The 21,548-nt window shown below is 38.4% G+C and carries 28 protein-coding genes, 1 other RNA gene and 1 pseudogene; 20 read left to right on the top strand and 10 right to left on the bottom strand.

Translation table 11 applies throughout. The features are described 5' to 3' along the window. Window positions 1-206: 206 nt before the first annotated feature. On the top strand, window positions 207-893 hold the full coding sequence (locus WKU33_RS04640; RefSeq protein WP_156855860.1) for a DnaD domain-containing protein: 687 nt from the start codon (window positions 207-209) through the stop codon (window positions 891-893). A 4-nt stretch (window positions 894-897) separates the two neighbouring features. Beyond that, complete coding sequence (gene nth, locus WKU33_RS04635) at window positions 898-1,563, top strand: endonuclease III (RefSeq protein WP_156855859.1); 666 nt, start codon at window positions 898-900, stop codon at window positions 1,561-1,563. 60 nt (window positions 1,564-1,623) lie between these two features. Here nth and WKU33_RS04630 read toward each other — a convergent pair whose 3' ends face one another. Then, complete coding sequence (locus tag WKU33_RS04630; RefSeq protein ID WP_340453453.1) at window positions 1,624-4,386, bottom strand: PBP1A family penicillin-binding protein; 2,763 nt, start codon at window positions 4,384-4,386, stop codon at window positions 1,624-1,626. Window positions 4,387-4,413: 27 nt separating this feature from the next. Beyond that, window positions 4,414-5,010 carry a Holliday junction resolvase RecU gene (gene recU, locus WKU33_RS04625; RefSeq protein WP_336251490.1) on the bottom strand — a complete coding sequence of 199 codons (597 nt, stop codon included), beginning with the start codon at window positions 5,008-5,010 and terminating at the stop codon, window positions 4,414-4,416. Between the two features lie 305 nt (window positions 5,011-5,315). Here recU and WKU33_RS04620 point away from each other — a divergent pair, with 305 nt between their 5' ends. The 7 genes from WKU33_RS04620 to WKU33_RS04590 all read left to right on the top strand — a co-directional run bounded on the left by WKU33_RS04620 (window position 5,316) and on the right by WKU33_RS04590 (window position 10,259). Further along, a complete protein-coding gene (locus WKU33_RS04620; protein WP_156855856.1) occupies window positions 5,316-5,528 on the top strand; it encodes a hypothetical protein in 213 nt (70 codons plus the stop codon). Between the two features lie 44 nt (window positions 5,529-5,572). Next, window positions 5,573-5,938 (top strand): YppE family protein, encoded by a 366-nt coding sequence (locus WKU33_RS04615; protein ID WP_336251491.1) that lies wholly within the window; start codon window positions 5,573-5,575, stop codon window positions 5,936-5,938. Window positions 5,939-5,950: 12 nt separating this feature from the next. Then, complete coding sequence (locus WKU33_RS04610) at window positions 5,951-6,349, top strand: cytidine deaminase (protein WP_336251492.1); 399 nt, start codon at window positions 5,951-5,953, stop codon at window positions 6,347-6,349. Window positions 6,350-6,736: 387 nt separating this feature from the next. Further along, entirely contained in the window at window positions 6,737-7,051 is a 315-nt protein-coding gene (gpsB, locus tag WKU33_RS04605) for a cell division regulator GpsB (RefSeq protein WP_156855853.1), read from the top strand. Window positions 7,052-7,119: 68 nt separating this feature from the next. After that, an RNA gene (gene rnpB, locus WKU33_RS04600) (RNase P RNA component class B) lies at window positions 7,120-7,495 on the top strand. Between the two features lie 127 nt (window positions 7,496-7,622). After that, window positions 7,623-8,759: a THUMP domain-containing class I SAM-dependent RNA methyltransferase gene (locus WKU33_RS04595; RefSeq protein WP_336251543.1), complete on the top strand. Its 1,137-nt coding sequence runs from the start codon at window positions 7,623-7,625 to the stop codon at window positions 8,757-8,759. Beyond that, window positions 8,760-10,259 carry a carboxypeptidase M32 gene (locus WKU33_RS04590; protein WP_445321680.1) on the top strand — a complete coding sequence of 500 codons (1,500 nt, stop codon included), beginning with the start codon at window positions 8,760-8,762 and terminating at the stop codon, window positions 10,257-10,259. 129 nt (window positions 10,260-10,388) lie between these two features. On the opposite strand, the gene WKU33_RS04585 is transcribed toward WKU33_RS04590, so the two are convergent. The 4 genes from WKU33_RS04585 to WKU33_RS04570 all read right to left on the bottom strand — a co-directional run bounded on the left by WKU33_RS04585 (window position 10,389) and on the right by WKU33_RS04570 (window position 13,262). After that, window positions 10,389-12,038, bottom strand: a complete 1,650-nt coding sequence (locus WKU33_RS04585) for a b(o/a)3-type cytochrome-c oxidase subunit 1 (protein ID WP_336251577.1) — start codon at window positions 12,036-12,038, stop codon at window positions 10,389-10,391. Between the two features lie 56 nt (window positions 12,039-12,094). Then, window positions 12,095-12,598: a cytochrome B5 gene (locus WKU33_RS04580; RefSeq protein WP_156855850.1), complete on the bottom strand. Its 504-nt coding sequence runs from the start codon at window positions 12,596-12,598 to the stop codon at window positions 12,095-12,097. A gap of 18 nt (window positions 12,599-12,616) precedes the next feature. Next, complete coding sequence (locus tag WKU33_RS04575) at window positions 12,617-12,760, bottom strand: cytochrome c oxidase subunit 2A (protein WP_156855849.1); 144 nt, start codon at window positions 12,758-12,760, stop codon at window positions 12,617-12,619. Between the two features lie 301 nt (window positions 12,761-13,061). Continuing rightward, a complete protein-coding gene (locus WKU33_RS04570; protein ID WP_156855848.1) occupies window positions 13,062-13,262 on the bottom strand; it encodes a cold-shock protein in 201 nt (66 codons plus the stop codon). Between the two features lie 309 nt (window positions 13,263-13,571). Here WKU33_RS04570 and WKU33_RS04565 point away from each other — a divergent pair, with 309 nt between their 5' ends. The 11 genes from WKU33_RS04565 (at window position 13,572) to WKU33_RS04515 (ending at window position 19,731) form a co-directional block, all read left to right on the top strand. Then, a complete protein-coding gene (locus tag WKU33_RS04565) occupies window positions 13,572-14,177 on the top strand; it encodes an HD domain-containing protein (protein WP_336251544.1) in 606 nt (201 codons plus the stop codon). 43 nt (window positions 14,178-14,220) lie between these two features. Continuing rightward, a complete protein-coding gene (locus WKU33_RS04560) occupies window positions 14,221-15,177 on the top strand; it encodes a thymidylate synthase (RefSeq protein ID WP_336251545.1) in 957 nt (318 codons plus the stop codon). Window positions 15,178-15,193: 16 nt separating this feature from the next. Continuing rightward, window positions 15,194-15,691 carry a dihydrofolate reductase gene (locus WKU33_RS04555; RefSeq protein WP_340453449.1) on the top strand — a complete coding sequence of 166 codons (498 nt, stop codon included), beginning with the start codon at window positions 15,194-15,196 and terminating at the stop codon, window positions 15,689-15,691. A 77-nt stretch (window positions 15,692-15,768) separates the two neighbouring features. Further along, complete coding sequence (gene tatA / locus WKU33_RS04550; protein WP_156855844.1) at window positions 15,769-15,978, top strand: twin-arginine translocase TatA/TatE family subunit; 210 nt, start codon at window positions 15,769-15,771, stop codon at window positions 15,976-15,978. 15 nt (window positions 15,979-15,993) lie between these two features. After that, entirely contained in the window at window positions 15,994-16,170 is a 177-nt protein-coding gene (gene tatA / locus WKU33_RS04545; RefSeq protein WP_156855843.1) for a twin-arginine translocase TatA/TatE family subunit, read from the top strand. A gap of 106 nt (window positions 16,171-16,276) precedes the next feature. Then, window positions 16,277-17,041 carry a twin-arginine translocase subunit TatC gene (gene tatC, locus WKU33_RS04540; protein WP_156855842.1) on the top strand — a complete coding sequence of 255 codons (765 nt, stop codon included), beginning with the start codon at window positions 16,277-16,279 and terminating at the stop codon, window positions 17,039-17,041. Window positions 17,042-17,067: 26 nt separating this feature from the next. Further along, window positions 17,068-17,280 carry a YozE family protein gene (locus tag WKU33_RS04535; RefSeq protein ID WP_156855841.1) on the top strand — a complete coding sequence of 71 codons (213 nt, stop codon included), beginning with the start codon at window positions 17,068-17,070 and terminating at the stop codon, window positions 17,278-17,280. 327 nt (window positions 17,281-17,607) lie between these two features. Further along, window positions 17,608-18,087, top strand: coding sequence for a VrrA/YqfQ family protein (gene vrrA, locus WKU33_RS04530; protein ID WP_340453446.1), 480 nt, complete (start codon window positions 17,608-17,610; stop codon window positions 18,085-18,087). Window positions 18,088-18,166: 79 nt separating this feature from the next. Then, on the top strand, window positions 18,167-19,129 hold the full coding sequence (gene msrB / locus WKU33_RS04525) for a peptide-methionine (R)-S-oxide reductase MsrB (RefSeq protein WP_340453444.1): 963 nt from the start codon (window positions 18,167-18,169) through the stop codon (window positions 19,127-19,129). A gap of 51 nt (window positions 19,130-19,180) precedes the next feature. After that, on the top strand, window positions 19,181-19,384 hold the full coding sequence (locus WKU33_RS04520) for a DUF6501 family protein (protein ID WP_156855838.1): 204 nt from the start codon (window positions 19,181-19,183) through the stop codon (window positions 19,382-19,384). Between the two features lie 107 nt (window positions 19,385-19,491). Further along, complete coding sequence (locus WKU33_RS04515) at window positions 19,492-19,731, top strand: indolepyruvate ferredoxin oxidoreductase subunit alpha (protein WP_156855837.1); 240 nt, start codon at window positions 19,492-19,494, stop codon at window positions 19,729-19,731. A gap of 358 nt (window positions 19,732-20,089) precedes the next feature. Here the strand turns inward: WKU33_RS04515 and WKU33_RS04510 are convergent. The 4 genes and pseudogenes from WKU33_RS04510 to WKU33_RS04495 form a co-directional block, all read right to left on the bottom strand. Then, window positions 20,090-20,290: pseudogene (locus WKU33_RS04510) on the bottom strand (helix-hairpin-helix domain-containing protein); the annotation flags it as partial. A 15-nt stretch (window positions 20,291-20,305) separates the two neighbouring features. Continuing rightward, window positions 20,306-20,497 carry a hypothetical protein gene (locus WKU33_RS04505; RefSeq protein ID WP_340453441.1) on the bottom strand — a complete coding sequence of 64 codons (192 nt, stop codon included), beginning with the start codon at window positions 20,495-20,497 and terminating at the stop codon, window positions 20,306-20,308. Continuing rightward, window positions 20,494-20,901, bottom strand: a complete 408-nt coding sequence (locus WKU33_RS04500) for a GNAT family N-acetyltransferase (RefSeq protein WP_340453439.1) — start codon at window positions 20,899-20,901, stop codon at window positions 20,494-20,496. Before WKU33_RS04500 ends, WKU33_RS04505 begins: the two co-directional genes overlap by 4 nt. Before the next feature lie 88 nt (window positions 20,902-20,989). Next, complete coding sequence (locus WKU33_RS04495) at window positions 20,990-21,502, bottom strand: GNAT family N-acetyltransferase (protein ID WP_156855835.1); 513 nt, start codon at window positions 21,500-21,502, stop codon at window positions 20,990-20,992. Window positions 21,503-21,548 lie beyond the last annotated feature (46 nt).

Here is a 21,548-nt window from a genome sequence, read left to right as displayed (position 1 = left end):
TAAGAAGATATGTTAAGCTTTAAAAAAAGAAGCAAAAAGAATACTTGGTTGTTTAAGTCTGCGAAGTTGAGTAATCAAGAATCGGAATTCGCATGTTTACTTGGCAGAAGGATAAGTATAAATCTTTTCTTACTGCTTAAGTGAAACTGAGGTTGTCACCGAAATGCTTGGTGACAACTAAGTTTTCTAATAAGGAGGTACCTAACATGTTTGAAACAAATCCACTGGAAGAAATATTACACGATCAATTACATATCCCCGGCAGATTGCTGACAAACTACACGAAGCTTGGTTTAAATGAAACCGAGCTTGTGCTTGTTCTACAACTTATTTATTTTTTCAAAGAGAAGAACAATTTCCCAACCCCCGCTGAACTGGCTGAACCATTGACAATTAGTGAGAAACATTGCTCCGACATTTTAATGAAGCTTATTCAAAAGGATTTATTAACGATTGAGCCAAGGGAAAATGAGCAAGGTCAAATTTCAGAAGCCTACTCTGTCCAGCCGTTACTCGAAAAACTTTATAGTGAAGAAAAAGAACAAGAAGAAAACACGACAGGGACGATTTTTATTTTGTTTGAACAGGAGTTCGGTCGGCCGATTTCTCCATTTGAAATCGAAATGATTAATACGTGGTTGGATGAAGACAAGATCAGCCCGGCGCTAATTAAGGCAGGGCTTAGAGAATCAGTACTTATGGGTAAATTAAACTTTAAATATATTGACCGTATCTTGCGAGAATGGAAGAAGAAGGGAATCCATTCCGTCGAGCAAGCAAGAAATACAAGCAGGAAGTTTCACAGTCATCAGCAAGTAAATCAGCAGCAACCTGCGCAAACGGCAAAAAGAGACACATCAATCTACTATAACTGGCTGGAAGGGGAAGACTAGTTAGATGCTGAATTTAAAAGAGATTAGACATGTATTAGATACGATTGCAGAAATGTTCCCTGATGCGGAGGGCGAGCTCGTCCATTCAAATCCATTTGAATTATTGATTGCTGTTGTGTTATCCGCACAATGCACGGATAAACTAGTGAATAAAGTTACGGCAGACTTATTTAAGAAATATAAAACACCTGAAGATTATATCGCGGTACCACTGGAAGAACTTCAGCAGGATATTCGTTCAATCGGGCTTTACCGTACAAAAGCAAAGAACATCCAAAAACTTTGCCACGTTTTGATCGATAAACATGGAGGGAAGGTTCCTGAAACAAAGGAAGAGCTCATGAAGCTGGCAGGGGTCGGCAGAAAGACAGCGAATGTCGTTGCTTCCATCGCTTTTAATGAGCCGGCGATCGCGGTTGATACTCATGTGGAACGGGTGTCCAAGCGATTAGGGATATGCCGCTGGAAGGATTCTGTACTGGAAGTAGAAGAGACCTTGATGCGGAAAATACCGCGGGAAGAATGGTCAGAGACGCATCACCGATTAATCTTTTTTGGAAGGTACCACTGTAAAGCGAGAAATCCAAATTGTCCGGAATGCCCACTTCTTGATCTTTGTCGAGAAGGGAAAAAACGGATGCGAAAGCTTGAAATAGAGAGCAAAAAATAAAGGAAAGCTTATCTGTATAGCGACAGATAAGCTTTCCTTTTTTCCTTCTTTGCTTTCTTGTTATTCGTCGGATGGTTCTTCCTCATCGGGAGTTTCATCCTCTTCAGGTGGTGCTTCTTCACCATCATCCTCATCTTCTTCTGGTTCTGGTGCCTCTTCTACTGGTTCTTCCTCTGGTTCTTCTGGCTCTTCTGCTTGTGGTATGCTGACAGATGTTGATTGACTATCGCCGCGTACGTCACCTTCTTGCCCAATTGGAGTTACACTGATTGAATAGGTTTCTCCAGGGGAGAATGTACCACTTATCTCAATACCTTGAGACTGTACGGTTTGCGTTTGTCCACCGTTGACAGTAACTTCAAAAGCAGCGGGAGGACCATCATAATTCCATGAAACATCGATTATTCCTTGGTCTTCCACGTACGTTGCGCTTAGACCAGAGACTGGAGGTATATTTTCTTCTTCCTCTTCCTCCTCATCTCCACCTGGTACCGTAATCGATGTGGATGCAGGCTCACTTGTTATGGAATTATTTTCGTTGCTAATCGCTACGACTTGAATCGTGTACTTTGCCCCAGCTTCTACTTCGGATATATCTAAGGACATATCCTCTGTTGTCGCTAATTCCTGCATGGAGCCACCATCAACACTCGCACTCACTGCAAAGGAGACATCACTATCCGTGTCATAATCCCATTCCACGTGGATTGAATGATCATCTTCATTATAGGTTGCATTCAGTCCGCTAACTGCATCAAGCTGATCAAATTTTTCCGATGTTGTTGTCGGTTCAGACCCCCGAACGAATAGCTCGGTAACCTTTTGAGCGGCAGGTGTGTGATCACTTGCGAGCTCTGGTGGATTTGTTCCACGTTCGATCGCTAATTTCACAACAGAATCTGGTTGTTGGAAATCGGCTGTATCAATACCTTCCGACACATGGAGCATCGTTTCCCGGAACATTTGCTGGGCGATCGTCCAATCCACCGAATCTGGAAGTCCTACTCGTTTTCCATCTACAATATTCTCACCAACCCAAGTAGATACAGTGTAGTTGGTCGTATATCCTACAAACCAGCGGTCTCCCGCTGAACCGTCATCGACGTTCGTTGTTCCTGTCTTACCAGCTACCGGTAAACCGCCCATGCTACCAGACGCCCATGTTCCGTCCGTAAAGACAGTTTTCAGCATATCCGTGATCATGTAAGCCGTGTAGTCTTCAATAGCTGGTTCTGAATCCGGCCGAAGCTCAACCGTGCTTCCGTCTGGGAATTCAACTGATTCTACAGCATATGGTTCTGTATAAACTCCTCCGTTACCAAACACACTGAAGGCACTTGCCATTTCCAGCGGCGTAACAGTTAAACTACCACCGCCGATAGCATCGGAAGCATAAAGGTCATCTGGCATATCCAGTCCAAGCTGTTCACCAAAACTCTTCGCCCGGTCTGCACCTACTTCTTCAAAAAGTTTCACCGCAGGAACATTCAGGGATTGACTTAATGCTGTCCGAGCGCTAACCCAACCAGAGTAAGTACGGGTGATATTGTTAATCGGTTTTTCCATTCCTGGTCCTTGGTATGGCGCATCGTCATTGATTTGGTGATACGTAGAAATCTTGTCATACTCTATTGCCGGTCCGTAAGACATGATTGGTTTAATCGTGGAACCCGGTTGCAAATTAGGCCTTTTATCTATCGCATAGTTCAATTCTTGACTGCCCGTACTATTACGACGTCCGCCAATTGCTTGTATAGCACCTGTTTTCGTATCGGTAACAACAATCGCACCTTGTACATTATCACTACCATAATTCAGCGGGTTAGCTTCCGTATCTGTTAATAGAAGTTCAACCCGTTCCTGAGCATTTGTATCAAGCGTTGTATTGATTTTTAAACCATCTGTATAAATATTGATGCCTTCTAATTTCTCACTGATTTCATCGGCCACTTTATCGATAAACGCACCGTATTTCGTAGAGCTTTCCTCAGGTTCTGCGAGCATTGCGACAATATCAACTTCACGTGCCTCGTTTGCTTCTTCTTCTGTAACCTTGCCATGGCGTACCATTAGATCAAGCACCGTATTCATCCGGTAAGCTGTAAGCTCTGGATCACGGAATGGGTTATATGCAGTAGGCCGTTGTGGTAATCCAGCTAAAATCGCCGCTTGTGCCAAGGTTAGATCATTTAAATCCTCCACACCGAAATAGGATTTCGCTGCTGCTACAACGCCATACGAATTATTTCCGTAGAAAATTTTATTTAAATACATTTCTAAAATTTCTTCTTTAGAATATTTTCTTTCAAGTTGCAGTGCGAGCCACTGTTCCTGCACCTTTAATTTAATTTGCTTTTCATTGGATAAGAAAAAGTTCTCTACTACCTGATGGGTAATTGTACTTGCACCTTGCGAGCCGAACCCATCCGTAATGTTAGCGACAATAGCGCCGCCCAGTCTTCGTAAATCAATTCCCTTATGTTCAAAGAAACGAGCATCTTCTGTAGCAACTACAGCGTCAATTAGTACTTGAGGTAAATCTTCATATTTGACCTGTTCCCGATTCTCTAATTCCAACGTGGTAAAGGGTTCCCCGTATTTATCATTTAATGTAGAAGATAGGGGAACATTCAATTTGTCAGGATCGAGATCCGGTGCAGTCGCTATCCAATATATCCCAACTGCTCCACCGACAATTCCCGCTGCCAATCCAATAAAGAGAATCGTAAAGAGAATTGTCTTCCATATGGGTCGTTTTCCCGATGTTTTCTTTTTCGTTGTTTTCTTATTTCTTCTTGCCGATCGCGACATCTTATCTGTCATAAGTAAAAACCTCCATCATTTGAACTATTATTTTGTGAAATAAAGCTTGTCAATCACAGACAAATAGTCCACTCTTGCTTGAAATTTTAAAGGGATGAGATGAGCTTCATCTCGGATTGTTTCATAAGAAATTGATTTTTTCCCTTTTTTAAATAGATCGTACCAAAAGGGCAGAAGTTTCTCTGTTTCAAGTAAATATGTTTCATTATAGCTTGAAAAGCGGATAATTATAAAACTTATTCCCCCGTGATTAATGATCTGCTCCATATGAGCAATTTGATGTTCATGAATATTAGCTAATGGAAATCGTGTTTTATTCTTTGTTTCTTTTGCTTCAAAATCAATATATTTGCCACGATACAATCCATTATAATCTGTCGTGGATGCCTGTTTATAATAAGCTTCTGTTATGACAGCTGCACTTCGCTGTGGATAATGCACCCGTACGACTTGAACAGGGGTTGGTTTTTTATGCACAACAGCCTGATTATGTGCAAGATAATATTCATTTGTCGTGTTTATGTCTTCCTCCAGCGACATTCCCCGATTACTATATTTATGATTTTTTATCTCTCTATTTACCCTTTGCAATGGACGCCTTTTCCGCCCATTTGGATAGTTCATTATTTCTCCTCCTACTGACTAAACCGATAATCCTCCCTTACTACATTAAACGTCTGGAAGTAACCGTACATATTCATTATATAACAAAAATGATAAAGAGACATATTTAGGAGACGTTTTTCGGTAAATATACACAGAAATCATACCATGAAATTGTGAGTTAGAAAAACGGAATTGAAGTGAATATTTTACCACTTTGCTTGAGAAAAACAACTAGTTTTGACTGATTACTTCTAGTTTTGTCGACGGGGCAGGAGACTAAACTTCCTAGCGCGAATGACTAAAGGGAAAGGGAGGAGATGCTAATGTCATTTGCATTGCAACAACTATATGTAGCTGACGGAATTAAGAAGCAGGACACAGAAAAACTCTTAATGGAAATAGCAGAGCAACTCGAACAAATAGATGTTATAATAAAGAATAGAACTGATCATGAAATCTGGAAGTTATTTCAAAAGCAACAACAAGAGATGGAAAAAGTTGAAACTACGATCGGAAGTTTATTACAATATAGATAGAAAGAGAATTAGACTTTCATAATTTACACACAAGGTGGTCAGTCATGTTAATGGTTAGAGAACAAACAGCTAAGTTAAGAGAGCATCTCATTCGTCTTAAAGAAAGATTTGAAAATACTGCTCCACCTAAAAATCGCCGGGACAGGGACTTCTTTCAAATGGTAAAGGGAGAGACAGATCCGGTATATGAACTGCTTGAACAATGGGAAGAAGCAACACTAGAAATAGTGAAGCAAAGGAAAGTGAACGTTCACCCGCACCAGGTCGTATCTACAAGAGAGAATATGGAGCTACTGCTTATGCATAGCTACTTTATAGATGCCCGGCCGAAGCGGTATATGGAACTGTATAAATCTATTCTCTATATCTTTGACCAATTACTTCAGGAATTAGAAAATACTAACAAATAATGGGGGAGAATTATGTATCAACAATCATTAGTTCAACAAGCGATTGATAGTATGGAAAACGCGTATGTGCCATATTCGAAATTTGCAGTGGGAGCGGCAGTACGAACGAAATCAGGGAAAGTTTATACAGGCTGCAATATTGAAAATGCAGCTTACCCGGTCAGTTTATGTGCGGAGCGAGTAGCAATATTCAAAGCAATATCGGATGGGGAAGCAGAATTTGAAGAAATGGCTGTTGCAGCAGATACGAACCGTCCCGTACCACCATGCGGTTCTTGCAGACAAGTGATGAGCGAATTTTTCTCGCAAGATATGGAAATCCATCTCACCAATCTAAATCAGGATATTAAAACATTTACGATGGAGAAGTTGTTGCCATTTTCGTTTACTCCGACTGATTTGGACGCTTAATAATAAAATAAAATAATCTAGTAAATCACTTTGTTATTACTATTAAAAAACACACCATAATAAAATTTAACTTGGTGTGTTTTTAGTTACGCATACTTTATTTCCTGCAATACATCTTCACTCAATTATTCTTCACCGCCAAATATTTTCTTGTACTTTACACTGATTATCACTGAATCCAAATATATTTCTTATTTTACTCTTCTGCCTGGTTCAATTTTGTGGAAAAGCATTAATATCTATAAGCATTGACCCAACTTGACTACACACCCATTTAATAATAACCTTTGATAAACAGATATGTTATGATATATAATGTAATGAATCTATAACCAAATAATATCATATAATTGAAACTGGAAAATCGTAAAATAAGAGGTGATAGAGATGAGTTTCGATCAAATCCAATTAAATGCGAAAGATATTTATGAAAAAGATTTTAAAGCAGAGTTCCGTGGTTACAGCCAAAAGGAAGTAGATGAATTTTTAGATGTTGTCATTCAAGATTATGACGCGTTTCAACAAGAAATCCAGCGATTGCAACAAGAAAATGATCGACTAAAGAAATCTTCTGTGGAACAACAGCATACGAGAACACGTGCTCCGCAACAGAATACACAAGTGAATTATGATGTGTTAAAACGCTTGTCCAATCTTGAAAAAGCAGTTTTTGGCAAGAAAGTCTCCAACTCTGAGGAATAGTTGGTAAGTACTGCCGTGCATTGTCTTTCTGATGATCTTATGCTAAAATAAAGTAAGCAGGTAGTTGAGTACTCATGTAATCGCTGCGTTTGCGCAGAGGAAAGTCCATGCTCACACAGGCTGAGATGCTTGTAGTGTTCGTGCTTGACGAAACGATAAGTCAAGGTAGCCAATTTGGTTAACGGCAGGAGAAATTCCTAAGTCTAACGATAAGGAAGACACTCCTTGAAAGTGCCACAGAGACGGAGCTGGATTGGAAACAATTCAGGTGGAACGAGGTAAACCCCACGAGTGAGCAACCCAAACTTTGGTAGGGGCACTCTTGATTAGGGAATTGAACCGAAAGAGGGACAGACATTTGTCTGTAGATAGATGATTACACCCAATGTACGAGGTTAAAGACCGCCGTTTGCAGTACAGCGGGACAGAACATGGCTTATCGAGTATTCAACGGTCTTCCATAAAAAATGATAAAACCTATTTCAGCTACATTTTGTAGCTGAAATAGGTTTTTTATTTACTTTGATATGGTACACTAAAAATAATCTGTAAATGAAGGGAATTATCATGTATGCAAAAGGTGAAATTACTTGCAACAGCAGCGATGGGACTTGAATCAATTGTCGCAATGGAAGTTAAGCAATTAGGCTATGAAGTAGAAGTAGATAATGGAAAAGTGATCTTTGAAGCTCCTATTTCTGCAATCCCGCGCTGTAATTTATGGTTGCGTACAGCAGACCGTGTGAAAATTATCGTAGGTGAATTTGAAGCCAAAACATTTGATGAATTATTCGAGGGAACGAAGGCATTAAATTGGGAGAATTATATTGCAGAGGATGGACAATTTCCTGTAAGTGGCAAATCCGTTAAATCAACGTTATATAGTGTTCCAGACTGTCAAGCAATCGTGAAGAAAGCAATTGCAGAGCGATTGAAATTGAAATATGGCATGGTCTCTAAAATGCCGGAAACAGGAGCATTATTTAAAGTAGAAATTTCCCTGTTGAATGATGTGGCGACATTAACATTAGACACTTCTGGAGCAGGTCTTCATAAACGCGGTTACCGGGTTGGACAAGGGGAAGCTCCCTTAAAAGAAACACTTGCTGCAGCCCTCGTTTTATTAACGAACTGGAAGCCGGATGAGCCGTTTATCGATCCGTTCTGTGGCTCGGGAACCATTCCAATTGAGGCAGCCCTTATCGGACAGAATATCGCACCAGGTTTTAACCGGGAATTTGTTTCAGAAAAATGGTCATGGATTAGAAGCAAGTTTTGGGATGAAGCTTTAATAGAAGCTGAAGATCTTGCCAACTATGATCAGCCTTTAGATATAACAGGTTCTGACATCAGTCATAAGATGATCCAAGCAGCAAGTGAAAACGCAATTGAAGCGGGGCTAAGCGATCTTGTAACATGGAAACAAATGCAAGTAGCAGATCTGTCTATACAGAAGGAAAATGGATATTTGGTAAGTAACCCGCCGTATGGTGAACGGCTAAATGAGCGGGATGAAGTCATTCAGATGTATAATGACCTTGGTCAAGTGATGAGGAACTATCCATCCTGGAGTGTCTATATCATTACAGCATTTGAGACATTTGAAAAACAATATGGTCAGCAGGCAACGAAGAAGAGAAAGTTATTCAATGGTTTTATCCAAACGAATTATTATCAATATTTTGGTAAAAAAGTAAAGGGGGAATAAATGATGACTAAAAGCAATTTGGAAAAAGATTTTCTGGCATACTTACAAGAAATTGATGCTTATCATGAATTAATTTCACTCGCCCATTGGGATTTACGGACGAAAATACCAAAAAAAGGTGTTGAATCCCGTTCAAAAGCAATTGGAATTCTTTCTGCTAAAGTTCATGAGATGCAGACATCTGATAAAATGAAACAATTCATTGACGAACTAAAGAACAAGACGGATGATGAAGTCATTCAAAAAGCAGTTGAAGAATGTGAATTGGATTATGAACGGAACCATAAGATTCCTCAAGCTGAGTACAAGGAATATGTCACTTTACAAGGACAAGCTGAAGCAGCATGGCAAGAAGCCAGGGAGAAAGCTGATTTCCAATTATTCCAGCCCTATTTGGAAAAGTTAGTGGACTTCAATAAAAGGTTCGCGAATTATTGGGGATACGAAGGCCATATTTATGATGCTCTATTAGATCAATATGAGCCAGGCATGACCGTAAAAACGCTCGATGAAGTATTCCCAGCACTACGTGAATCCTTAACTCAGTTACGGGAAAAAGTGAATAATAGTAAGGCGAATGTTGATTCGTCCATTGTACTTGGTTATTTTCCGAAAGAACAACAACGTAACTTTGCAATTGATGTATTAAAGCAGATGAACTATGACTTTGAAGCGGGAAGATTAGATGATACGATTCATCCGTTTGAAATTACATTAAATCTGCACGATGTTCGGATTACAACGAGATACGACGAAAATGATTTCCGCATGGCAGTGTTTGGAATTATTCACGAAGGTGGTCATGCTTTATACGAGCAAAATATCCATCCACAGCTTGCCCACACACCACTTGCCACCGGAACATCCATGGGCATTCACGAGTCGCAATCATTATTCTGGGAAAACTTGATCGGCAGAAGCGATGGATTTTGGAAGGCGAACTATGAGAAGTTTAAATCCTTCGCACCGGATTTTTTCAAAGAGTTGGATGTTGATGAATTTTACCGAGCGATCAATGAAGTAAAACCGACATTAATCAGAATTGAAGCAGATGAGCTTACGTATGCACTCCATATTATGGTTCGTTATGAACTGGAGAAAGCGTTGATTAATGGAGAAATCGAAGTGAAAGATCTTCCTGCCTTATGGAATGAGAAAATGGTTGATTATCTTGGTATTGAGCCCGCGAATGATGGAGAAGGGGTGTTACAAGATATCCATTGGTCGAGTGGAGATTTCGGCTATTTCCCGTCTTATGCGTTAGGGTATATGTATGCTGCGCAATTTTACAGTACGTTGAACCAGCAGATGGATGTAGATTCGATTGTGCAGTCTGGCGATTTGTCTCCGATTACGAATTGGCTGAAAGAAAATATTCATCAATATGGCAAAATGAAAAAGCCCTTGGAGCTGCTACAGGACATCACCAATGAATCTTTAAACCCGACACTTTTAGTTAATTACCTAACAGAAAAATACAGCCGGATATATAATTTCTAATTGCATGGGAAACTATCACGAGCGTTGTATTAAATTATGAACGAAAAGTCAAGCATAACTCGGAATTATTACTAGAGCTGCAAAAAAGGACAAAGATTCGTTTAATGAATCTTTGTCCTCTTATGTTGATTAGCTATTTCCAATTGGCCAATCGAATGGTGCTGATCCTGGAGGTGCATTTTGAATGACATCCATTATCGGAACTGTATATGCAAAGAGAATCAATACAAGCGTAATGGCAATCCACAACTTCCAGTTCTCTGTCCATCTTGGCGTTGGTTCTGCATTGTCTTCTTCCTGAGCAATCGGGAATTCTTCTTCACCTTTTGGAGAGAAGAAAATCATTTTAACGAAAATGTATACCATTAATACGATCGCAATGAAAAGAATCGTACCACCGACTGCTTGAGCCATCTGATAAGCTCCCCATTCTGTAGCCTGTGCCGTCCCCCCGTAATCGGAGTAGGCGGAACGACGCGGTCCACCAATTAAACCTTGGATATGCATAGATATTGACATAATCAGCATTCCGACTGTCCAAAGAATCGTTTGAATAATTCCGAGACGGTTCACTGATTTTGTTAACTTACGTCCCGTCAAGTGGGGGATGAGCCAATAAGCAATCCCGAAAAATGTTAACACTACTGTCGTTGCTGCTGTTAAATGGAAATGTCCTGTAACCCAAATCGTATTATGAACAAGTGTGTTTATTTGATAAGAAGCATTAACAATTCCACCGGCTCCACCTGGGATAAATGCGAGCATTCCGATAAATGGTGCGAGGAATCTTACATCACTCCATGGCAAATGTTTGAGCCAGCCGAACAATCCCCCGTATCCTTTTTTACGACCCGTAATTTCAAACGTCGCAAACATGGAGAAGGCAGTCATCAAGCTTGGGATGACAACCATAAATGTCAAGATGACTTGAATAAACTTCCATGTTGAGTCCAGTCCTGGTTCTGTCAGCTGATGGTGCAGACCAACTGGGATAGAGAAGAACAAGAATAGAATAAATGAAAATCTTGCTAGTGTATCACTGAAAATTTTCCCTCCGATAATCTTCGGAATAATTGCATACCAAGCCATATATGCCGGCAATAACCAAAAATAAACAAGCGGGTGACCGAAATACCAGAATAAGGTACGGCTTAGTAATACATTAATTGTGTTCTTATAACCAAGTGACCAAGGTATAAATTGAACGAGCATTGCTGTAGCAACTCCAAGTGTTGCAATCAACCACATAAGCATATTAATGACAACCATAAAGGCAAGCAGTGGTGATTTTTCATCTGGATGTTTTTTCTTCCACAAATAGAACTGACGGAAATTGACGAATGCGTTAATCCAACTGCCGACAACTACAAGTGTGATCCCGGTATAAAATGCAGGATGCGCTTGCAGTGGAGCATAGAAGGTATAAAGTACGTTAGCTTTACCTACTAAGATGGTGATTGCAGCTATAACCATACCAATTGTCATGACGGCAAAGCCAATCCACGCCCAGTTCAATTGTTTCTTAGAATATCCTACTGTTTTACCCATTAGGGCATTTTGGAAACCAATAATGAAAAAAGTTGTAAGTACTAGGCCTAGAATAACGCCATGAACAGTTAGGATCGTGTAATAATTAATTCCCCAAGGCAATTCAAAGTTACCGGAACGGACAAGTACTTGTAATAATCCCATTAATCCACCAATAAATAAGGAAATAAATGCGACATACATATAGGACATGACAAGTCTGCGTTCATTTTTCGATAAACGAAGCTCCATTGTTCCTTTATTACGGAAAACGTTAGATTGTTTAGCTGGTGCTGTTGCTGTTTCCATTACTCAACGACCTCCATTGTCCCAAACATCATATGATGACCGACACCACAGTACTCATTACATACGAGTGTGTATTCTCCTGGGTTATCAAGCTGTACTTCCAAAGCACTTACATAACCGGGCTCAACCATCATGTTGATATTCGTTCCAGCGAAATTTAGACCGTGAACGACATCTGGACTCGTAGCCTGGACGAGCACTTTCGAACCAGCAGGTATTTCGATATGACTTATCGGTGCGCCTGATTCATCTGTACCGAGATTATAATTGAAAGCAGAGGCAACCACATTTAACACGTATCTGCCTTCATCGACCTTGGTCAAGCCAAGATTTTCTTCATGGAAAGCTTCATTCATCTCCAAATTTTCAGGATCAATCAACTCACCATGGCTTTGTGGGTGTGTCCCTAGATAAAAGGCTCCGAAACCTAAAATTAATAAGAATGCGATAAGGCCAATTATCCCAAGCCCAAGCCAATACTTTTCATACTTGTGTAAATGCATCTGTATCACTCCCTTTTTTTATCTGGAAAGGTATAGCATCAATACTCCAAACCAAGTTACTAAGATAACAACTCCTAAAACAGAAACGGAGATAAGCGTTCCTTTTAGATTTGGTTCACTTTCTGGACTGGATTTCAACTGCTTTCTCTTTTCAGTATTCATTCCTTCACCCCTCCTAGAAGTTTGATGTGCTGCTATTTTCATCATACACAAAATGAAAATAGAATTTATCCCTTCCAGATACTTTTCACAATATGTTCAATACTTCGCATACTCTTTGAAATAACGATTTTACTAACCTTTTAGTTATAAAAGTATTTGAACGTTGTGTGAAGTTTAGCTAAAAGACTACTCGAATTTAGAAAAGTCTAAAAAGGGAGGGTAAAAAAGAATCCTGAGGATTTTCAGGATTCCGGAAAACAAAAAAAGCAGTATTCTGTTACGAATACTGCTTAGGAATTTTTTATAATTTTGTTACGTTAGCTGCTTGCGGGCCGCGTTCGCCTTCAACGATTTCAAAGGAAACTTCTTGACCTTCCTCTAACGTTTTGAAACCTTCTTCTTGGATTGCTGAATAATGTACGAAGACGTCATTTCCTTCTTCCAGCTGAATAAATCCAAACCCTTTTTCTGCGTTGAACCATTTTACTACTCCGTTTTGCATGTAAACTCCTCCTAAAACCTTTCACGTAAAACGTGGTTATAATACAAAGTAGAGGCCAAAAAACATTAAAAGAGACAGCTTTCTAGAGAGTAGGATTACAATTACACCCACTTCTTTGGAAGCTGTCTTGTGTTTAATGAATCCGTACTTCTGCTTTGTTGAACCTATGATAACTCATTTAATTAGACTAGTCAAGAAATTTACAGTATTTTTTTCTGAATCTTTTTAAATATTAGTTTGTCGGAAAAACGAATGAATCAAATGCATTCCTATACAAAATAAAGTAATATAGAAAAAAGGGGGTAGAGGATGGACGAAATCCAACAGCAGCAATTAAACGAAATTCGTGAATTTACATATCAGTTATTCCATAATGATCCAACAGGACATGATTATGAACATATGCGACGTGTTGCTTTAATGGCAAAGAAAATCGCAAAAGAAGAAGGCCGTGACCCTTTCTTATGTGAGGCTGCCGGATGGCTTCATGATGTTGGGGACCGTAAACTCTTCTCAGACCCAGACCAAGCGATTAATGAAATGAATATATTTTTAGATCATATCTCCATCCATAATCAAGCGAAACATGATATCAATCATGTTATTTCAACTATTTCTTTTAAAGAGGGAAAAACACCTGCTACTTGGACTGGGAAGATTGTACAAGATGCTGACCGGCTGGACGCTATCGGAGCAATTGGGATTGCACGGACTTTCCAGTATGGTGGAGCGAACAATCAATTGATCTATAAACAGGGTAATCCGCATACTTCCATCCAACATTTTTATGATAAATTATTGAAAATAAAAGATAAGCTCCATACTTCTTACGCAAAACAGATTGCAATGGAACGCCATCGCTGGATGCTTTTATTTCTAGATCAGTTTCATAAAGAGTGGGGAACAGATAAATAGATGGGAGAAAGAAGGGGAATATTAACAATGGGAGGGTATCGACATGGTACAAGGAGAACAGGCATATCTGGATTTATGCCGTTTAATTTTAGAAAATGGAAATAAGAAAGCGGACCGGACGGGAACAGGTACATACTCTGTTTTCGGTCACCAAATGCGCTTTGATTTAAGTGAAGGCTTTCCATTACTTACAACGAAGAAAGTAAACTTTAATCTGATTGCTTCTGAGCTGCTTTGGTTTATTAAAGGGGATACGAATATCCGTTACCTTTTAGAAAACAATAATAATATTTGGAATGAATGGGCTTTTGAAAAGTGGGTGGAGAGTGACGATTATGATGGACCGGATATGACGGATTTCGGTCATCGTAGTTTACAGGATGAGGCCTTTAATTTAGAATACAAAAAACAAATGGAAACTTTCAAGGAAAAAATTTTAACCGACGATGCGTTTGCAAGTAAATACGGTGATTTAGGATTTGTCTACGGTAAGCAGTGGCGTCACTGGGAAACAAAATCAGGAGAAGCGATTGACCAGCTGAAGGATGTCATTGACTCGATCCGCAATAATCCCGATTCACGCAGACATATCGTGTCCGCATGGAACCCGGAAGACATTCCATTCATGGCCTTACCACCATGTCACACACTATTCCAGTTTTATGTAGCAGACGGCAAATTGTCGTGCCAATTATACCAGCGCAGTGGAGACACATTCCTAGGTGTACCATTTAATATCGCTAGTTATGCGCTCTTGACGCATTTGATTGCCCATGAATGCGATTTGGAAGTAGGAGAATTCGTCCATACGATTGGAGATGCTCATATTTATTCCAACCATCTGGAACAAGTGAAGACTCAACTCAAAAGGGAGGTACGTCCGTTACCGAAATTGAAATTGAATACGGACAAGCAATCGGTATTTGATTTTGAACTATCCGATTTTGAATTAATTGACTATAATCCGCATCCAGCTATTAGAGCTCCGATTGCTGTATAGAAAGGAGGAGTTAACGATGATTTCCTTACTCGTAGCAATGGACCGTAATCATGTAATTGGGTCCGACAATGATTTACCTTGGCATTTGCCGGATGATCTACGTTATTTCAAAGAAACAACGACAGGTCACACGATCATTATGGGGAGAAAAACATTTGAATCGATTGGTCGCGTCTTACCGAATCGGAAGCATGTTGTCCTTACAAGAGGGAACTATGAATTTCCAGAAGAAGTCGAAGTGATCCATGACTTGGAACCAATCAAAACATGGAATGATGACAATCCGCAAGAAGAATATTTTGTGATTGGTGGAGGAGATATTTTTAAGCAAGTACTTCCTTTTGCTGACCGGTTATACATTACATGGATTGATGAAGATTTTGCAGGAGATACGTTCTTCCCATCCATTTCCTTAGATGAATGGGAATTAACCGGGAAAACGAAAGGGAAGAAAGATGAAAAGAACCCTTATGATTATTATTATCTTGTTTATGAACGGAAGAATAAGGAATAGAACTTGTACAGATTCTTCTAATGCTATATACTAATGGTTAGCATCATAGACTTATACTTAAAACGGAGATGATAAACATGCTGGCAAATATAGGGTTTCCAGGATTAATTCTTATTCTGATTGTTGCTCTTATTGTTTTCGGACCAGATAAACTTCCACAAATTGGTAAGGCTGCTGGTGATACGTTACGGGAATTTAAGAAGTCCACAAATGATTTAACTAGCGGTGTTACAGATGAAATAAAAGAAGTTAAATCCATTGTGAATGATGACACCAAGTCCAAATAAATGGGGTGAAGGAACATGCTAAGTAATATCGGAATCCCTGGATTAATATTAATTTTAATTGTTGCTCTTATTGTATTTGGCCCAAATAAACTTCCGGAAATTGGTAAAGCTTTTGGGCATTCACTGAAAGAATTTAAGAATGCAACAAAGGGATTAACTGAAACTGAAGATGAAGAGAATAATAAACAGTAATACATTATTCCAATTCAAAAAATAATTTCGGATAAAAGAAGATGTAAGTTTCTATTTTACCTTACATCTTCTTTTATGTGTTTTTTCGATTAGGGGTGTTTCTTAAATGGCTAAAAAAGGTCAAATTGAAGAAAAAGAGATGAATCTCGTTGACCATCTTTCTGAACTGCGTAACCGATTAATCGTTACCGCGCTTTTCTTTATCGGTTTCTTCATTGTCGGATTTATCTACATTAGAGATATTTATTGGTTTTTTGTTAACGATATAGACTTGGAATTAACGGCAATTAGTCCAACAGAAATTATTTGGATTTATTTCTCCATGGCAGGGCTGGTTGCGATTGTTGGAACCATTCCACTTCTTACGTATCAAATTTGGGCCTTTGTTAAGCCTGGTTTACTTCCACACGAAAGAAAAGCGACAATCGGTTATATACCGGTAGTATTTCTTTTATTTATTGGTGGACTCATCTTTGGCTATTTTGTTTTCGTAGAACTGATCATGCCATTCCTGTTATCGTTGAACGACGGAATGTTTAATATTATGTTTACAGTCGATCGCTATTTTTCATTCCTATTTCGAGTTACAGTACCATTTGCTTTACTGTTTGAATTACCGATTATTGTTATGTTTTTAACGAGTCTAGGCATACTTACTCCAGACTTCATGATTAAAAATAGAAAATATGCATATTTCGGCTTGATCATAATTGGAGTGTTAATCACACCTCCTGACTTTGTTTTACAGCTCGTTGTAGCCGTCCCATTAATTCTTCTTTACGAAATAGGCGTGCAGTTATCTAAGATAGTGTATAAGAGAAAGTTAAAAAAACATGAGGAATTTATGAACCAAAATGATTCATCAACCTGATGAGAAGAATAGATTGAGGTGTTTTCTTGAAGACATTTTATCAGCATTTGATGACTTTCCGCGGGATGAAAGTTCCCGATGACAAATGTAAGTTGGCCGAGTGGGTTTTTCGAGAGCACGATTTCCCAAAGCATTCGGATGATTACAATGAAATAAGTGATTACCTGGAGTGGAATAGTCCATTTCCAGGCGCACTTCGCACGTTTGATGAAGTATGGGATTTATATCATAATAGATAAAAATGAGGCTAGGGAATGATCAGCCTCATTTTTTAATGCAATTTTTTGTAAGGGAACGGAAGAGGAAGGTGCAGAACAGTTCCATCCTCTTTTTTGATTCGTTTGCGCTCAATGGTAAATACAGTGTGGATGGACAGAATATATTAAATCAAACGTTTGTTTGAAATTTATTTGACAGGATTCGTCAAAGAAACCGAAGAAAACACTGCAAACATGCAATTTTATGCTGATTCCTGCGCTTGCCCGGGAAATAATATATTGCCTACACTTTTTCATCAGGTGTTACGTACATTATAAAAGTAAGCAATAGAAGGCAGGGGTGAGAAGATGCTCGGACCAAGACAAAGAAACCTGAATTACCATTATAGGCAACAACCACCTCAAGGAATGAATTCCTTTTTGTTTGGAAATCCCCCACAACCTCCAGTGCGACGCAGCCGTTTTCCAGTAAGCTTGCAGCAACTAACTTCGGGAAATTTATTAAATAATCCTCAAATCAGTAAAGGTATTAGTGGTTTTTCGGGTATACTGAATAATATACAGCAGGTTTTAAGAGTCGTAGAAACGACGACACCAATTATTAAGGAGTACGGGCCAATGTTAAAAAATTTACCAGCCATGTATCGGATGGTAAAAGCCTTTAAAAATATCGATGACCCCGAAGAGGAGGAAGGGGAGGAAAAAAAGGAAGCAGAGGGTACAGGTGAAGAAAAAGGAAATGAAAAAGAAAAAGATATAGCAACGGAAAAGGTAGAGAAGAAAGTGGAAAAGAGAACTGGTTTATCAACTCCAAAGCTTTATATATGAAAAATATGCAGTATACTTGCATTTTAAATAAAAAAACGGAAAAATAGATATTATCACTAGAGCACTGGAGGAATAATTCATGTCTAATTCTTTAGAAAAAGCTACGTTTGCCGGCGGCTGTTTTTGGTGCATGGTTGAACCCTTTGACAGCCGCCCGGGTATTGAACGTGTCGTTTCAGGATATACAGGTGGTCATGTAGAAAACCCTACCTATGAACAAGTATGTTCCAATACAACAGGGCATGTCGAAGCAGTTGAAATTACATTTGACCCTGCATTGATGCCATACAAAGAACTTGTAGAAACGTACTGGCAACAGATTGACCCGACTGATCCAGGTGGACAATTCAATGATAGAGGGGAATCGTATCAAACAGCAATCTTCTATCACAATGAAGAACAAAGGGCGATTGCGGAAGAATCAAAACAGGCGCTTGAGGCAAGTGGGAAATTCTCCAAGCCGATTGTAACAAAGATACTTCCAGCTAAGACGTTCTATCCGGCAGAAGAAGAACACCAGGATTATTATAAGAAACAGTCGTTCCACTATCGTTTATACAAAAAAGGTTCAGGAAGAGAAGATTTTATTAATAACAATTGGAAAGAAACGTATGACAAAGAGGAATTAAAGAAAAAATTAACACCATTACAGTATCATGTAACTCAGGAAAATGGTACGGAGTTGCCATTTAAAAATGAGTACTGGAATAATTTTAAAGATGGAATATATGTAGACATCATATCCGGAAAACCGTTATTCTCGTCGAAAGATCAGTACGATGCAAATTGCGGTTGGCCAAGCTTTACACGACCGATTGACCAATATGAAATAAAAGAAAATATGGATACATCCCATGGCATGATCCGTACAGAAGTGAGAAGCGGCTCTGCTGATTCCCATTTAGGACATGTTTTTGAAGATGGGCCGGCCGAGGCAGGCGGATTACGATATTGTATTAATTCCGCAGCAATGCGTTTTATACCTAAAGAGAAGATGAAAGAAGAAGGATACGGTCAGTATTTACATTTATTCAATGAGTAAAAACCACAAATTTACGATAACTTTATTATGTAAACTAAGAAGGAGTAGAATATGATTCATTTAGATTGGGAAAAAAGAGCAGCAATTAAACAAATTGAGTGCGTTCATACAAATGCAGCAAAATTCGTTGTCCATAATAAATTAACCGCGGGAAAAGTTTATGATGTAATCAATGAAACAGACGAGTTTTACTTCATTATCGACAATAGCAACCGAGTTGGTGGATTTTTAAAGGATTATTTTAAAGAAATTTAATTTCAAAAAGGCCTAGAGTTGTTTAAACTCTAATAATCTTTGTTCGTTAGCAAGGGTTCATGTATAATTAACGTGGTAAAACTTAGCTGCTAAAGGAGGCGTTCGATTTGGCATTTGTAATTACATCACCATGTAAAACTGAAAAAGCTGGCGAATGTGTTGAAGTTTGTCCAGTTGATTGTATTGAAGAAGGCGAAGATATGTTTTATATCGATCCAGATATTTGTATAGATTGTGGAGCCTGTGAAGCAGTTTGTCCGGTGGAAGCGATTTTCATTGAGGATGAAGTTCCGGAATCAGAATCTGAGTATATTACACTCAATCGCCAGTTCTATGAGGACAGATAAGAAAAACAATTGTATTTAAATCGTTTTACACAAAAAAGCCGTGCATATCATTTGCATGGTTTTTTGATTTAAGTACATTTCGTAGTTTTTGTTAAAATATCTCACTATCAAGAGTATACTTTGTTATTGAGATAATAAATGCTGTTTTTAATGTAGCTTCTCATAATTTATATTATGTTAACTAGAGGAGGAAAAAAGATATGAAGTAAAACTAATATCTATTCCCCTTGTTTCTCTGATACGACATTAAAGTTATATTTAAATAATTTATCATTGTTAATCCATCTCTATACCGTTGATGGTTTAATATCAATACACGCACAAGTATATTCAATTGAATGAGCAACAGCGTAAATTGCTAAAAAGTCTTACGTTCTTCTGTAAAATCAAACCATTGTTTTTTACTCTGAGGATTTTTAGCAAAGTGAATTACGCAGCGTATTTGATCTTCAACACAACTATCAGTCCACACGCCTAACTTTTGCTCTAATTCATCAAAGAGCTTGGCACCGTTTCTTTCCTTGACTTCCAATAATGAAGAAAATCCCAATTGAAAAACTAGTTTTTCAGCTAGTTAAAAACCAATCGAAGGAACGCGCTTTAAGTCTGCTAATCCCTTTAAAATCTTAGCTCTTTCAAGCGAAACGTCTAACATCTCTGCTATATGTTCTTTCTCAAAAGTATGTAACTCCATAATCTTTACTTTAGCTTTTCTAAGCTTGGCTTTTTCAACGTCTGTTAGAGGCAAATTAGCAGTAGAACTCAAAATAATCCCCTATTAATTTTTTTAATCTTTCTGAATCCGCATTTTTCATAACACCTTATTGCCCTAACATTGGAAACAGCAGGGTCTAAAATAATCATATCTACATCTTGATCAATTCCATAAACAGTTGAATGTTTAGGATATCCAAATTCTTTTTGTTTTTCCTCATTTAATTTATATTGTTGCATAAAACCAATGGGAGTGTTGTCTAACTCAACGATATAAGGAATTACAGGTATATCACCATTCACTCTTGGTTCATATTTATTCTTAACTTGTTGCAATGTAAATGGAGAATTCGCATCCCCATAGAATTCTAAAACCTCTTTTGTACTTAGCCATTGAGCCATTACCTCATAATCAGTATGTTTCATTTTTCTAATTGATATAGAATTAATATTCATATGTTCATCTCCCATTTAAATGCCGAACAGTTTGCATGAATATCTTAGATAGATGCTACATGCATTTAAATATCCTATTTGAGCAAATTTACTGATTCAAAGTATTAACGGCTACTTGAGCAATTTGTTTTTCTCCATTTTTTTCAAATACCTTATATTTCTGCATCCCTATTTTTTCCGCTACCTTTTGCGATGGAATATTTTGAGCTGTAGTATACGAAAAAAGCTTGGGATAATTTAATACCCTAAACGCATACTCCTTACATGCAAGTGCGGCTTCTGTTGCATATCCTTTATTCCAATAGTCCTTTATAATATGAAATCCAAGCTCCGGTACTGTTTCTTTTTCAATTATTTGCATGGTAATTCCACAATCTCCAATGAAATTTTCTCCACCTTTTAAGATTACAGCCCATAATCCATGGTTATATTTATTATAGTTATCAATATTCCATTGAATCCATTTTCCCACCTTGTCTTTGCTAAATGCCTCTGGGTAGTGTTGCATCGATTTAGGGTCAGAAAGAACCTTTGATAACTCTTCTATATCTTCTAAAACCATTTCCCTTAAATACAGTCTCTTCGTTTCAAGTATTTTCACTTTAACCACCCCCTCGTTTACTTTTCATATATTTAGCTTTATATCC

The organism is Oceanobacillus sp. HCA-5259 (genome assembly GCF_037892815.1).
GTDB lineage: Bacteria > Bacillota > Bacilli > Bacillales > Amphibacillaceae > Oceanobacillus > Oceanobacillus indicireducens.
Note: the sequence above shows the minus strand (reverse complement) of the source record. Positions and strands in the feature narration are given on the sequence as shown.

Coding starts and splice junctions, on each gene's coding strand:
- recU (WP_336251490.1), bottom strand. CDS start 5,010: ATGAACTATCCAAATGGGCGGAAAAGGCGTCCATTGCAAAGGGTAAAT.
- tatA (WP_156855843.1), top strand. CDS start 15,994: ATGCTAAGTAATATCGGAATCCCTGGATTAATATTAATTTTAATTGTT.
- WKU33_RS04615 (WP_336251491.1), top strand. CDS start 5,573: ATGTTAATGGTTAGAGAACAAACAGCTAAGTTAAGAGAGCATCTCATT.
- WKU33_RS04610 (WP_336251492.1), top strand. CDS start 5,951: ATGTATCAACAATCATTAGTTCAACAAGCGATTGATAGTATGGAAAAC.
- WKU33_RS04520 (WP_156855838.1), top strand. CDS start 19,181: ATGATTCATTTAGATTGGGAAAAAAGAGCAGCAATTAAACAAATTGAG.
- tatA (WP_156855844.1), top strand. CDS start 15,769: ATGCTGGCAAATATAGGGTTTCCAGGATTAATTCTTATTCTGATTGTT.
- vrrA (WP_340453446.1), top strand. CDS start 17,608: ATGCTCGGACCAAGACAAAGAAACCTGAATTACCATTATAGGCAACAA.
- WKU33_RS04585 (WP_336251577.1), bottom strand. CDS start 12,038: ATGGAGCTTCGTTTATCGAAAAATGAACGCAGACTTGTCATGTCCTAT.
- WKU33_RS04570 (WP_156855848.1), bottom strand. CDS start 13,262: ATGCAAAACGGAGTAGTAAAATGGTTCAACGCAGAAAAAGGGTTTGGA.
- WKU33_RS04565 (WP_336251544.1), top strand. CDS start 13,572: ATGGACGAAATCCAACAGCAGCAATTAAACGAAATTCGTGAATTTACA.
- nth (WP_156855859.1), top strand. CDS start 898: ATGCTGAATTTAAAAGAGATTAGACATGTATTAGATACGATTGCAGAA.
- WKU33_RS04630 (WP_340453453.1), bottom strand. CDS start 4,386: ATGACAGATAAGATGTCGCGATCGGCAAGAAGAAATAAGAAAACAACG.
- msrB (WP_340453444.1), top strand. CDS start 18,167: ATGTCTAATTCTTTAGAAAAAGCTACGTTTGCCGGCGGCTGTTTTTGG.
- tatC (WP_156855842.1), top strand. CDS start 16,277: ATGGCTAAAAAAGGTCAAATTGAAGAAAAAGAGATGAATCTCGTTGAC.
- WKU33_RS04580 (WP_156855850.1), bottom strand. CDS start 12,598: ATGCATTTACACAAGTATGAAAAGTATTGGCTTGGGCTTGGGATAATT.
- WKU33_RS04575 (WP_156855849.1), bottom strand. CDS start 12,760: ATGAATACTGAAAAGAGAAAGCAGTTGAAATCCAGTCCAGAAAGTGAA.
- WKU33_RS04595 (WP_336251543.1), top strand. CDS start 7,623: ATGCAAAAGGTGAAATTACTTGCAACAGCAGCGATGGGACTTGAATCA.
- WKU33_RS04560 (WP_336251545.1), top strand. CDS start 14,221: ATGGTACAAGGAGAACAGGCATATCTGGATTTATGCCGTTTAATTTTA.
- WKU33_RS04555 (WP_340453449.1), top strand. CDS start 15,194: ATGATTTCCTTACTCGTAGCAATGGACCGTAATCATGTAATTGGGTCC.
- WKU33_RS04500 (WP_340453439.1), bottom strand. CDS start 20,901: ATGAATATTAATTCTATATCAATTAGAAAAATGAAACATACTGATTAT.
- WKU33_RS04620 (WP_156855856.1), top strand. CDS start 5,316: ATGTCATTTGCATTGCAACAACTATATGTAGCTGACGGAATTAAGAAG.
- WKU33_RS04640 (WP_156855860.1), top strand. CDS start 207: ATGTTTGAAACAAATCCACTGGAAGAAATATTACACGATCAATTACAT.
- WKU33_RS04590 (WP_445321680.1), top strand. CDS start 8,760: ATGATGACTAAAAGCAATTTGGAAAAAGATTTTCTGGCATACTTACAA.
- gpsB (WP_156855853.1), top strand. CDS start 6,737: ATGAGTTTCGATCAAATCCAATTAAATGCGAAAGATATTTATGAAAAA.